Below are 14,096 nucleotides of genomic sequence, written 5' to 3'. Positions count from 1 at the left end.
GGTAAAAAGATGGTTTGTCTCACTTTTTGCACCATCTGTATTGATTTTAACGATTGGACAAGGTAGAATCGGTTGTAAAAGTGAGACAAGGACAGAAGAGAAGGGAGAAATATATGGAGCAGGCAAAAATAGAACAGCTTGCATTTTTATATTTATGCAGCGAGCATGATAAAAGGCTATTACTTAAGAAAGAAAAAATGCAGTTAGCTGATTTCGACAGGTTGACTTATTTGATTTATCATTTGGGTTTTAAGGAATATCATATAAAAGTCTGGATGGAATTTACAGGAGATTTCAAAAAAGAATGGGAGTGTTTGAATGCACTCAGGGAAACAGGTGGGAGTGTTGGAAATATAGGCAGTACAAAATCAGAAATCAGACTTCATGAAATATGGATTCAAGATTTTTGCAAAAATGTGTCAACAGAAGTCCGAAGATGGATTCAAGATCTAGATTATAAATAAAAAATATACAGTAGAGCATTTTTATGGTATTATTGTCAATAGAAATGAGTTTGTAAAGTAGATTAACAAGTGAAATTGAAAAGGATTACTCCCAGTAGATTTAATAGTTAATTTAGCAACGGTTCTAGTAGATATTGTGCCTGCGTTCCTTAGAAAATTTATATATAAGTTCAGAGGACGCAGTATTTAAAAAATCAGGAGTGGAATAATGAATCTTTTATCGAAACTTAGTTCTAGTGCAAAAGCCAAAACAATAGAGCCTAGAGAAATTTTTATGACATTACCTTCAAAAGCACCAGGTTATGGATATCCTAGAGATGTTCAAAGCGAAGTATGGAAAAAGTGGTTTGATATAAGAAATGAGAAAAATGTAATTTTAAAAATGAATACTGGTAGCGGTAAAACAGTAGTTGGGTTGATTATGCTTCAGAGCTGCTTAAATGAAGAAAAAGGACCAGCTATATATGTTGTGCCTGATAATTATTTGGTTAAGCAGGTTATTGATGAGGCTAAGAGATTGGGAATTTCTGCAACGGAAGATAAAGATGATTATAGCTATTCAAATTCAAAAGCAATTCTTGTTACTTCTATTCAGACTATTGTAAATGGTTATAGTTATTTCGGGATGAGAGAAGGTGGCAATTACCCTATAGGAAGTATTATTATTGATGATGTACATGCGTGTATGGATAAAATCATTAGTCAGTTTATGATAAAAATTGATGCTGAATCAGATGCCTATAAGGAATTAATTGCTATATTTAGTTCTTCGTTAAAAGACTACAATCCAAAAAACTATATTGACATTGTTGAAATGAAAGATTGTCGAAAAAAAATGCTTGTGCCTTATTGGGAATGGCAGAGACAGCAAGATAACATTTATAGAATATTAACGAAATATGATAATAGTAAGAATTCTGCAATATATTTTGGGTTGCCGTTGATAGAGCGAAGCTTGGAAACATGTGATTGTATAATTACTGCTTCTGCAATTGAAATATCACCTAAAGGAATTGATTTAGATAAGATATCGAGTCTTGAAGAAGCAAGTAGACGCATATATATGAGTGCAACATTAGCTGATGACAGTGTGTTTGTTTCTGCGTTAGGATTAAATACAGAAGATATGAAGAACATTATTACGCCAGAGAATGCTAATGATATTGGCGATAGACTCATTATTTTTCCAAAGTACGTAAATAGTGATATATCAGAAATTGAGATAAAGGAAAAAATTGAGGAAATAGCTGAAAAGTATAATGTTGTAATACTTGTCCCTTCTTTTTCCAGAGCAAAATTTTGGGATGAACGTGGAATACGAACAGCGACAAAAGATAACATAGATAAAATAGTTGCAGCATTAAAAAGCGGTAAACATGTAGGAAAAATAATTTTTGTTAATAGATATGACGGAATTGATTTGCCGGGTGATGCTTGTAGAATGTTGGTTATTGACGGGCTTCCTCCTTTAAATAGCATTAAGGATAGATATATTCAAAGTGTAGCTCCTCAGAGCACTGTTTTATTAAGGGAACAAGTCCAAAGAATTGAGCAAGGCATGGGGCGTGGAATTCGTTCTAATGACGATGAGTGTTGTATTGTTCTTATGGGTGATGAGCTTACAGATGTGTTATCACGAAATAGAGGAATAGATTATTTTAGTGTAGCGACAAGATGCCAATATGATCTTTCAAAACAATTATGGGATTTATTGGTTAGTGAAACTGGTTCAAAGCCAACAATTGATCAAATATTTGAACTTGCAAATTATTCATTAGAGAAAAATGCAGAATGGGTTGCAACCTGTAAGGAAAATTTGGCTGCTGTCAAATACTCAAATGAGGCAAAGGTAGATGAAAAAATAGTTGCTCAGAGAAAAGCTTTTGAAAATGCTATAAATATGCAGTGGTCTGATGCTGCAAATACTATTAAGAGTGTTAAAGATAAAGAGAAAGACAAAAAAACTAAGGGATATTTATACCAGATTCAGGCTGAATATATCAATAAAATAGATCCGGCACTTTCTCAAGAAGTGCTAAAAGCGGGCAAAAAATTAAATGCAGCTATTCTGTCGCCTATTGCGGGAATACAATATCAAAGAACAATTAATACAATTCCGCAGGCACAAGCCATCAGTACAAATCTAGATGCTGAAAAACTTGGGTTAAATGAACTGTTAGTATATGTAGATGGAATTTTGGCAAATTTATGTATGGGAAGCGAATACGAAAAGTTTGAGGAGGCATTAAGTCAAATAGGAACAATTCTTGGCTTTGTATGTTCAAGACCTGATAAAGAAACAGGAGGATACGGACCTGATAATTTGTGGGCAATTGACACTGGCAAATATTTGGTTATTGAATGTAAAACAGAGGCCACTACTCAAACAATAAAGAAAGATTATTGTAATCAATTATCGGGATCAGTTAATTGGTTTAAGGAGAATTATGTATACCCAAATGAATGTGTACCAATAATGATTCATCCATCTAAAGTTGTTGATGAGGTTGCATCTCCTGATGAAAATATGAGAGTGATGACCGAGAAAGAACTAACATGTTTTAGAAAAAATCTTCGAGATTTCTATAGTACTCTTTGCCAGAACGGAAATCTTAGTGATGTAAATAAAATTAATGAATTGCTGCGTATATATAAACTTAGAAAAGATGATATTGTCAATAGGTATACAGTTAAGTTTGAACGGAAGGATTAAAAGGAGAAATTATAAAAATAAACAGCAATGGAATTAGTGCAAAGTTATATTATTTTACAGCAATGATTGACAAATAAAAAATGATGGAATACAGCTATGCGTGTTTATTTGCAAATATACATAGCGGTATTTTTTATTACGGGCAGGGCTCTTCGGGGTTCTGCCCTTTTTCTCTTTTTCCAGACCAAAAGACCACCTGCTGGAAAAGAACAAGAAAAACCAGAAAGGATGTGGTGACTTATCATTATAGGAATTGACCATGGATATTATGCCATAAAAACTCCCCATGTATGTTTCCCGACCGGACTGACCGGATACGATTACGAGCCGTATACCATGCAGAATGTCCTGCAGTACAATGGGAAATTTTATGTGTGTGGAACCGGGCGGCAGACGCTGGTGAGAAGTAAGACTTCCAATAACAATTATTATCTTTTGACAATGGCAGCCATTGCCCAGGAAATCCGCTATCGCCGGGGAGAGCGGAAAACAGATGTAGTTCTGGCAGCCGGCCTTCCACTGGCAAGTTTTGGCAGGGAGAAAAAAGGCTTCCGGGAATATCTGTTTCGGAAAGAGCAGCCTCTGCGTTTCCGGTACGAGGATGAGAGCTATGAGATCCGGATTCAGGATGTAAAACTGTTCCCACAGGGATACTCAGCCCTGGCTCTCCACCCGGAATGTGTTCGGGACGAGCCTTCTGTTCTTCTCGCAGATATCGGTGGCTGGACCGTAGACCTGATGCGGCTGGACAACAGTGTTCCAAATGCCGCTACCTGCCGCAGCCTGGAACTTGGTGTGATCCGGTGTGTGGATGAGATCACCGAGCAGGTACGCAGAAATACCGGACTGTCTGTAACGGATATTCAGATCGAACGTGTTCTGAACAGCCAGAGCTGCAGCATGGACCCGGCCGCAAAAGAAATCATTGTCCGGCAGGGAAGGCTCTACACGGAGAAAATACTGTCTGCAATTATGGAAGCTGGGTTCGATCTGAAGGCAATTCCGTCCGTGATCATGGGCGGCGGAGCCAGCATTCTGAAACGGCACGTGACACCGCAGGACGGGCTGTGTCGGCAGATTTACCTGACAGACGTACACGCCAACGCTTCCGGCTATGAGCGGATTGTGGGGCAGATGTGCGCGAAGTAAAGAGACCCGTTTTCTCGTTCCGCCTGAACCTTGATAACCCAGATCACAAAAAGGCATGGGAGATCCTGCAAAGTGTTCCAGATGGACAGAAGAGCAGCTATCTGGTTCAGGTGATCTTAAAAGATCAGGAAAATAACCAGCTGGAGAAAAGCATCCGGCAGGCAATCCGGGAAGAACTGGCAGGTGTTTCCATTTCAGACTCCGGGGAGAGTGTCTCAAAGAAGGAAGAAATCCCGTCCCAGATGCTGGATTTTCTCTCCGGGCTTGAGGATGCATTCTGAAAAAGTCAAGTCTTTCCCGGTGATAAAATAGCCAAATTTCAGGCAGTCAAATTAGTATAAATCACAGATTTTTGAAAGGGGTGATGCCTATTGAATGTTATTAGATCTGCATCCTTTGGGAGCTTTTGAGAGCCTCATATTCGTTGGGTATTGTGAATAGCTTTCTGTCACGTTTTAGGGTATGTTGTGTGTAGAAAAAAGAAAGGAGAACAAACGCAATGGAGATGAAAAACATATGCGGAAAGATCCCGGTAGAGCTGCATGAAAAGCTAAAACTGGAAGTCGAAGAGTTAGGAATCAGCATACCCAAATACCTTGAAATGGTAATCGAAGAACACATGACAAGAAAAGGAGAAAAAACGGACATGGCAAATTCAAGAACAGTAGCAGTACAGGTAACCGAGGATTTATTTTCCAGACTGAAAGCAGTCCTCGCCAAAAACGGCATGAAACAGAAAGATTTCCTGATCGGACTGATCGAAGCGGCACTCGAAAAAGAGGAAGCCAAATGGAAAGCAGAGTCAGAGGAAGCCGAAGAAACAGAAGGAGAACCAGCAGAATCAGAAATGGAAGATCCTGAGACTGCGGAATCAGAACCGGATGAAGAGTCAGCAGAACCTGAAGCAGATGAAGAGCCGACAGAGCCAGAAAACGAAGAGCCAGCGGAAGCAGAGCCAACAGAACTGGAAACCGAAGAAGCAGAAGAATCTGAGCCAGAGGAAGCGGAATCAGAAGAATAGACATCACAAAACAGAAACCAAGAGACGGAAACGGTGCAGAGAAATCTGCACTGTTTTTTTCGCAGCGAAGGGAGGCTGATAGCCGGAACAATTCGATTTTTTGACCTGTTCAGTGGAATCGGAGGATTCCGAGAAGGGCTGCACAGGGCAGGGGGCTTCACCTGTGTCGGACACTGTGAAGCAGATGCATATGCAGACCACAACTACCGGGTGCTGTTTGATACGGAAGGAGAGTGGTTCTGCAATGACGCAAGAAATATTGAAACAGAACGAATGCCGGACTTTGATCTTTTATGTGCGGGATTTCCTTGCCAGGCATTCTCAATCGCTGGACGAAGGGAAGGATTTGCCGATGCAAGAGGAACCCTTTTCTTTGAAGTTGCCAGACTGGTTGCAGACAAACGACCTGCGTATTTTCTCCTTGAAAACGTACCCGGTCTGCTTTCGCATGACAAAGGGCGGACGTTTCACACCATCCTCAGTACGCTATCTGAACTGGGGTATCATGTCGAATGGAAAGTGTTTAACAGCAAGGATTTCGGAGTCCCCCAGTCAAGGAAGCGGGTGTATATTGTCGGATATCTTGATGGAAGATGTGCCGGAAAAATATTACCTTTCCCAAAAGCAAATGGAACAGCTCTTATACAAGTCCATGCTGGCAAACAGGGAGAAAGAGTCTACGCAGAAGAAGGACTGAGCTGCACGCTGACCAGCGGGGCTGGTGGGATGGGCGGCAAGACCGGATTATACGAAGTCGGTATCCCAATCAAGGAAAACACCCGAAAAGGATACAAGATGGCCTACGAGGGGGACAGCATTGATCTCGGATATCCGGGAATCAACAGCCGCAGGGGAAGAGTCGGGCATGAGATCGCCCATACCCTGACGACCGGAAACCAGCAGGGAACACTACATTTTGTAGACATCTCCCCTCCGCCGCTGGTGACAGACGTTGCAAGATGTCTGAATACCAGACAGGATTCCAGCATCCATAACCACAGGGGCGAAAGTTCCGGGGTGCTGGTGGAAGAACCGCCAAGGGCAGTGCTGACACCGGCCAGGGAAAAAGTCCGCCAGAATGGAAGAAGGATGAAAGAACCGGAAGAGCCAATGTTCACCATTACGGCAACTGACCGTCATGGAGTGATTTACCACGGCAGAATCCGCAGGCTGACGCCAAGGGAGTGTCTGCGGCTGCAGGGATACCGGGATGGTCAGATTTCCAAGATGGAAAAAGAAACATCGGATAACCAGCTTTACAAGCAGGCCGGTAATGGTGTCACTGTCAATGTCATTGAAGCAATAGGCAGAAATTTGAAAGCAGTAGATGAAGAGATCCAAAGCGGCTCACCTGTTCCAGAAGCGAAGGGTGGGTGAAGCAGATCGACCTAAAAGACCAGTATTTTGGTACAGAGATTGAGATGACAGGTATCAGCCGCTATGATGCGGCTGTTGCGATTGGAAGAATGTTCGGAACAGAGCCATATCATATCCGTTCTTACGATTCCTGGTGTGTAAAAGATTCAGATGGAAAAACGTGGAAATTTTCAAGGGACAGCAGTATCGACTGTGAAAGGCTGGCAAATGGTACTGTAATAGATGCCGATGGAGATTATTCGACAGAAATGGTATCCCCGAAATTGGAATATTCGGAAATGGGGAAACTCCAGGAAGTGGTGCGGTGTGTCAAAAATGCAGGTGCTTTTGTCAATTCATCCTGTGGCATGCATGTCCATGTGGACGCATCCAATCATACACCAAGGAGTCTGAAAAATGCACTGACGATCATGTACTGCAAAGAGGATATTCTGTTCAAAGCCTTAAATGTACAGACGAGAAGGGAAGATGAGTATTGCCAGAAAGTCCGTCCTATGGTATTGGAGAAGATCCGCCGGATGCCAAACAGCACCATCACGATGGAAAAATTCAAAAGGGCATGGTATGAGGGAAATGACGGAAGCTCCGAGCATTACAACTGGACAAGGTATTATGCCTTAAACCTACATGCTGTTTTTTCCAAGGGAACACTGGAATGGCGTTGTTTTGAAAGCACCCTCCATGCAGGAAAAGTCCGGTCAAACATTACGCTGGCACTTGCCATATCCGCACAGGCGGTCAACCAGTCCTGTACCCATGCCAAAAAGACGGAGATCGGGGATAACCCGGCATTTACGTTCCGTACCTTTTTGCTCCGCCTCGGACTAATCGGGGACGAATACAAAAATGTGCGGAAGCATCTGCTTGCTAACCTGGACGGCGATAAAGCATGGCGGTATGACAAAAGCACCTATGCCTGTCTGCAGAAGCCAGGACGGACAGAGGACGCAAGATAACAGAATAACGAGAACAGACAGGCCGGGTGGGAACATCCGGCTGTTCTTATGAGAAATGAAGAAAAATAAGAAAGAGGTAGAAAACATGAAGAGCAAATATCGATTCAGGCGGATCCTTTCAGGGGTGATGGCGGCAGTCACCATCTTATCCACGGTCATTTCACCGTTGACCGTTTATGCTTCGGAAGAGCCGAAAACGGCAGAACCGCCAGCTTATGAATCCGTAAAGGATCTGCTGGATGAAGAGGAAGTGGTAAAAGCCAACGATCTGGAGCTGGAAGTCGGACAGGAGTTTGATGTTTCCAGTGACCGCACGAATCTGGAAATCAAGGACGAAAGCAAAGTCAAAGTGACATTCCAGAAAGCAGAGAGCGACGCCGGGGAGAGTTTCAGCACCAGCCATGCAGACACTTACCATGCCGTTTATTATGTGGAGCCAGTCAACCAGAACCACCCGGTTTATCAGATTGGGAGAAACCTGATCGTAAAAGAGCCTGTGGCAGCGTCTCAGAGTGAACCACAGACAGAACAGGCAGTTACAGAAGAGGATACAGGTTCTGATGATGAGGAAGCTGCCTCGCAGGAAGAAACTGAGACAGAGCCTGTAGAGACAGAAATTGTTGAGCCGGAGACAGCTGAATCTGAAACAGAAGAACCGGAAGAAACAGAACCCGAATTTCAGGACGGACTTTCCGAATCCGAGTTTGATGCTGCATTAGAGGAATCCGAAACGGAAAATACAACCGATGAAGAATCCGGGCTGACACTCAGCGATGTTCTGGAGCAGGCAGGGGAACAGGATATTGACCTGATGGCAATGGAAGATGGGGAAACCGTTTCATTCACCGCAGTCAATACCAGTACAAGAGCAACACAGGACGTAGATGTGACAAGAGGGGCTGCATACTATTATGCAGACTACGGTCTGGGTTCCTACGTAACTTATAAATATACCGTAAAATTTGGAAACGTGTCTGCAACTGCCTACTGTGTGCAGCCGTCCAAGGCAGGACCTGGGGATGGTGTCTATAAGATCACCAAACTGGGTGACAGCAAAGCACTGGCAAAAGTATGCTACTACGGCACAAAAGCATCCGGCGAAAATGGATTTTTCTCAGAGAAACATCCTGATTTTTCCGCTGGAAAACAGTTTATCATTGTCCATCTGGCTGCGTCTTATGCCAATAACAGTAGTGACGCTTTTTCCGGTACGAATGCAACCGGACAGGCTCTGGCAATGGAACTCTACAATTATTGCATGAGCCAGCCGGAGATACCGGAAGTGGACATGAGTTTCTCCAATGCAGATGTTACCGCATATATCAGCGGCAACAGCCAGAGAACAGAAGAGATCACCTTTAAGGCATCCGAACTGCAGACCATCACCATGAAACTGCCGTCCGGTGTCAAACTGCATAATGTGACAACGGGAAAAACAAGCAGTGCAGGTGCATCCGTGGAGATCTGCGGCGGTACCAAATTCTACTTATCTGCACCGCTGACACAGGCTGTGGATGTCAAAGGGGAATGGTCTTCCACCATGAAAGGAAGCATCATCAAAGACTACTCCGCTTATAAGATCACCACCGGAAGCGAGACACAGGACCTTGCCCTGGTATTTGGCGAGGGCGTGACCGATGAGAAATATGTGGATTTTAAAGTTTCATGGGTAAAACAGGCAACTCTAGAAATCGTAAAAAAGGACCGCAAGAGCAACAAAGCCATCGCAGGTGCAGTCTATGGCGTTTACAGTGACAAGGACGGAAAGAACCTGATCACGAAGATGCCGGCCACAGATGACAACGGAGCTTCCAGCGTTACGATCACAAAAACACAGGATACCGTATACCTGAAAGAGATCTCCGTACCAAACGGATACCTGCTGGACACTAAGGCTTACGATGTGAACCTGGTCATCGGTGGCACTGTAAAACAGACCGTTACTGATGCTGAACAGATGGCAAGCCTGACTGTTTATAAATTAGGAGAAGTTCTGACTGGGGCAAAGGTAACTGATGATGGTGTTTCCTTTGTTTATACCGAGCAGAAACAGAAAGGTGCGGTTTATAACGTTTATGCCGCGTCGGACATTGTATCCGCAGACGGAACAGTAGTCTACAAAAAAGACGCATTAGTCAAAGCCGGACTTACCACCGGAGATGACGGAAGTGCCACACTGGATAATCTATATTTGGGGAAATATGTAGTAAAAGAAATGCAGGCACCACAAAATCTGGTATGCACAGGCGAAAGCCAGGAGATCACCCTTTCCTATGCTGGAAGCAACGTAGAAAAGGTCATGGGAAGCGTGACATTCAAAAATGACCGCCAGAAAGCAAGCGTAAGTGTATACAAGCAGGATAAGGAAACCAGGAAATACCTTCCGGGCGGCACTTATGGTCTGTATGCCGGAAATGACATCAAAGCAGCGGACGGAACCATTGTGGTCAAGAAAGATACTCTCATTGAGAAAGCAGTGACCGGAACAGACGGAAAAGCCGTATATCAGGCAGACCTGCCGATAGCCAACAGCTACTACATGAAAGAGCTGGGTGCACCAGCTGGATATGTGAGAAACGGCGAGGATGTGTACTCCTTTACCTTCCAGTACACAACAGACAAAGAGGCAACGGTTTCTTTCAACCATACGTTCCAGAATGAGCGGATCAATGCGAAGATCAAACTGGTAAAAGAGGATTCCGAAACCGGAAAGACCGCACAGGGAGATGCAACCCTTGAGGGTGCTGTTTACGGATTGTATGCCCGTGAAGATATCGTACATCCAGATGGACAGACAGGTGTTCTTTACCCGGCAGGAACACAGATTGCAACCCTGACTACGGATACAGAGGGAAATGCAGAAGTCGCAGACCTCTATCTCGGAAAGTATTACGTTAAAGAACTGACTCCGCCTGTCGGATATCTGGCAGACCCGGGAGAACATGATCTGGAGTGTAATGACGAGGGAGATCTGGTTCAGACGGTAGAACGTACCGTAACTTCTCTGGAAGATGTGATCAAACAGCCGTTCCAGGTCATCAAAGCCGCCAACAACGGAAAGACCGATGCCGATCTGTTAAAAGGTGTGGGATTCAGTGCATATCTGGAGAGCAGCCTGAAGAAAAATAAGGACGGTTCCTATGATTTTACATCCGCTACTCCGGTCGTGCTGACTGCAGACGGACAGACAGAAATGTTCACGGATGAGCGTGGATATGCATGCTCCATTCCGCTTGCATACGGGACTTACATTGTAAGAGAAACCACCACACCGCACAACTTCAAACCAGTTGATGATTTCAAAGTTGTGATTTCAGAGAACAATCCAGAGAAACCGCAGGTATGGCGTGTGCTTCTGGACGAAGAGTTTGAAGCAAAATTAAAAATCGTCAAAAAAGATGACGAGACAAAGAAATCTGTTCTGGTTCCGAATACTGAATTTAAGGTATACGATCTGGATAACAAGAAATATGTAGAACAAGTGACTACTTATCCATCCACTACGGTACATAAATCCTATTTTACGGATGAAAACGGATACCTGATCCTGCCACAGAATCTGGCTTGTGGAAATTACCGCATCGAAGAAGTGACTGCACCAGATGGATATACCCACAGCACCAATACCGTGGAAATCAAGGTAGACAGTGATACCGCATACCAGAAAGATCCGGTCAGCGGTGACCTGATCATCGAGGTGGATTTTGAGAACCACCCAGCTAAGGGCAGACTGACCATCCGCAAAGAAGGCGAAGTAGTCAAAGGTTTTGATAAAGACTTTACTTATGAGGAAGCCAGCCTTGCAGGAGCCGTGTTTGAAGTTTACGCCTCCGAGGATATCTATACCGCAGACCATCAGACAGATGAGAACGGCAACCGTTATCTGGAATATGCCAAGGACACACTGGTGGCAACGGTAACGACCGATGAAACCGGAAGTGCCGTAATCGAGAATCTTCCGCTCGGAAAATACCGTGTAGAAGAGAAAAAAGCACCGGAAGGATACACCTGGAATGCCAAAGGAGAAGAGGTAACCTTTACCTATGCCGGACAGGATACCCCGGTTGTAGACGAAGAAGTGACATTTACCAATGAACGCCAGAAGGTAAGCATCACCGTGGAAAAACAGGATGCAGAAACCGGAAGCGTAGTAGCTGGAGCCGTCTTTGGTCTTTATAATAAGAATGAGATCAAATCCGGTGACAATGTAATCGTGAAAGCGGACACCTTATTACAGGAGATTACAAGCGATGAAAAGGGACAGACACACTTCACCCTGAACCTGCCGCTTGGAACTTATTATGTAAAAGAAATTTCTGCACCGGACGGTTTTGTATCCTCTGATGAGGTACTGGAATTTGATGCCACCTATCAGGGACAAGACATCCAGACCATTAAACTGAAATCGATTAAGAAGAACCAGCCGACGACCATCGAGGTGACAAAATCCGATCTGACCACAGGCGTGGAGTTGAACGGAGCATCCCTTTCTGTTCTGGATGAGGATGGAAACGTGATCGACAGCTGGACTTCCGTAAAGGATGAGCCTCATGTGATCAAATATCTGACTGTTGGAAAAACCTATATCCTCCGTGAATCCCTTGCACCGCATGGTTATTTAAAGACTACGGATGTGAAATTCACCATCGAGGATACCGCAGAAATACAGAAAGTGGAAATGCAGGACCATGTACCGAAAGCACTGCTGATCGTAAACAAGAAGGGCGAATTCCTCGATAAGATCACCCTGCTGGATAACGTCAAAGGTGTTGTGGAACATTTCTTTGAGTACATTACAGGAAGCCTGACAGACGTTACCTTCGAAATCCGTGCTGCCGAAGATATCAAAGCAGCTGATGGCGTAAGCCCGGACTATTATTCCAAGGACGAACTGGTAGCAACTGTAACTACCGATGCAAACGGTGTTGCAGAAGTATCTGACCTTCCGGTTGGAAAATATTATGTCAAAGAGGTAGGCACAGCATATGGTTATATCCTGGATGAAGAACCACGATATGTAGATCTTTCCTACCGCGATCAGGATACCCCGGTTGTCGTATACGATGAGGACTGGCAGAACAACCGCCAGAAGGTGAAAGTGAACGTCCTGAAGAAAGAAAAGGATACCGACCGTGTATTAAAAGGCGGCATCTTTGGATTGTACACTAGGAACGACATCCTGTCCGCATCTGGAAAGGTGCTGATGGAAGCAGATACCCTGATCGAGTTAAAAACAACAGATGTAGATGGAAAGATTTCCTTTATTGCAGACCTGCCGATTGACGGAACCTATTATGTGAAGGAGCTGTATGCACCGGATGGATTTGTCACCACCGGAGAAGAACAGGAATTTGTTTTTGAGTACCAGGGAAACAAAGAAGCAGAAGTGTCCTATGAGTTCGTATTTGAAGATGAGCCGACAACCGTGGAACTTTCCAAAACCGATCTGACCACAGGCGAGGAACTGCCGGGAGCCAGATTACAGCTGACGGATGAAAACGGGGCTGTTGTTGAGGAATGGACATCCACCAAGGAGCCGCACATCATCAAAGAACTGGTTGTAGGAAAATCGTACACCCTGACAGAAACCAAGCCGGCCGATGGATATGCCACTGCGGAAAGCATCACATTCACCGTGGAGAATACTGTAGAGATCCAGAAACAGGTAATGGAAGATGATGTGACCAAAGTGGAGATCAGCAAAACGGATATTACCGGAGATAATGAGATCGAAGGAGCCAAACTGACCATCACAGATGAAAATGGCAATATCGTAGAAACCTGGACTTCCGGTAAAGAGCCGCATTATATCGAAAAACTTCCAATCGGTAAATACACCCTGAAAGAAGAGCAGGCTCCAAACGGTTATGTCGTTTCGGAAGAGATCACCTTTGAGGTGGCAGACACCGCAGAGATCCAGAAGGTAGCCATGAAAGATGATACCGCAAAGGGGCGTCTGATCATTGAGAAAACGGACAAGGATACCGGAGCTGCACTGAAAGGTGCGGAATTTGAATTGAGGGATGCCGATGGCAAAGTGGTAGAAACCCTGACCACTGATGAAAACGGTTATGCAACCAGCGGACTGCTTGCAATCGGAACTTATAAGGATGGCAAATTTGATAAGGCAGCCATTTATTATCTGGTTGAGACCAAAGCACCGGAAGGATATCAGATGGATGAGACCAAGCATGAAGTGACATTTACTTATGTAGATGACAAAACCCCAGTGATTGAAGTCATCCAGAAAGTGACGAACGAGAAGCTGCCGGAGGACACCCCGTCTGTAAGTAACCCGAAAACAGGCGATGACACCAACCTCTGGTTTCCGGCCCTGTGCCTAATCCTTTCCACAGGCGGTCTGATCGGCATGGGTGTGGCATCCAGAAGAAAGAAGAAAAAAGGGGGCAGATAGG

General features: G+C 44.3%; 8 protein-coding genes. All 8 read left to right on the top strand.

Going from position 1 to position 14,096, the window contains the following annotated elements; all coding sequences use genetic code 11:
* The first annotated feature begins 113 nt into the window (after nucleotides 1-113).
* On the top strand, nucleotides 114-464 hold the full coding sequence (locus ACYQ2D_RS01355; protein ID WP_117808214.1) for a hypothetical protein: 351 nt from the start codon (nucleotides 114-116) through the stop codon (nucleotides 462-464).
* 208 nt (nucleotides 465-672) lie between these two features.
* Entirely contained in the window at nucleotides 673-3,177 is a 2,505-nt protein-coding gene (locus ACYQ2D_RS01350) for a DEAD/DEAH box helicase family protein (protein WP_459784437.1), read from the top strand.
* 240 nt (nucleotides 3,178-3,417) lie between these two features.
* Entirely contained in the window at nucleotides 3,418-4,326 is a 909-nt protein-coding gene (locus tag ACYQ2D_RS01345) for a ParM/StbA family protein (protein WP_459785293.1), read from the top strand.
* Entirely contained in the window at nucleotides 4,314-4,607 is a 294-nt protein-coding gene (locus tag ACYQ2D_RS01340) for a plasmid segregation centromere-binding protein ParR (protein WP_118035224.1), read from the top strand. Before ACYQ2D_RS01345 ends, ACYQ2D_RS01340 begins: the two co-directional genes overlap by 13 nt.
* A 218-nt stretch (nucleotides 4,608-4,825) precedes the next feature.
* The gene (locus ACYQ2D_RS01335) at nucleotides 4,826-5,347 is read left to right on the top strand and encodes a hypothetical protein (RefSeq protein WP_278592357.1); all 522 of its coding nucleotides are present in this window, start codon (nucleotides 4,826-4,828) and stop codon (nucleotides 5,345-5,347) included.
* A 75-nt stretch (nucleotides 5,348-5,422) separates the two neighbouring features.
* On the top strand, nucleotides 5,423-6,724 hold the full coding sequence (dcm, locus tag ACYQ2D_RS01330) for a DNA (cytosine-5-)-methyltransferase (protein ID WP_302467624.1): 1,302 nt from the start codon (nucleotides 5,423-5,425) through the stop codon (nucleotides 6,722-6,724).
* Between the two features lie 5 nt (nucleotides 6,725-6,729).
* Complete coding sequence (locus tag ACYQ2D_RS01325; RefSeq protein ID WP_334297929.1) at nucleotides 6,730-7,680, top strand: amidoligase family protein; 951 nt, start codon at nucleotides 6,730-6,732, stop codon at nucleotides 7,678-7,680.
* Nucleotides 7,681-7,765: 85 nt separating this feature from the next.
* Nucleotides 7,766-14,095, top strand: a complete 6,330-nt coding sequence (locus ACYQ2D_RS01320; RefSeq protein WP_459784435.1) for a SpaA isopeptide-forming pilin-related protein — start codon at nucleotides 7,766-7,768, stop codon at nucleotides 14,093-14,095.
* Nucleotide 14,096 lies beyond the last annotated feature (1 nt).

This window comes from Blautia stercoris, from assembly GCF_054657695.1.
The sequence above is the reverse complement of the archived record's forward strand: the minus strand, read 5'-3'. Positions and strand labels throughout refer to the sequence as shown.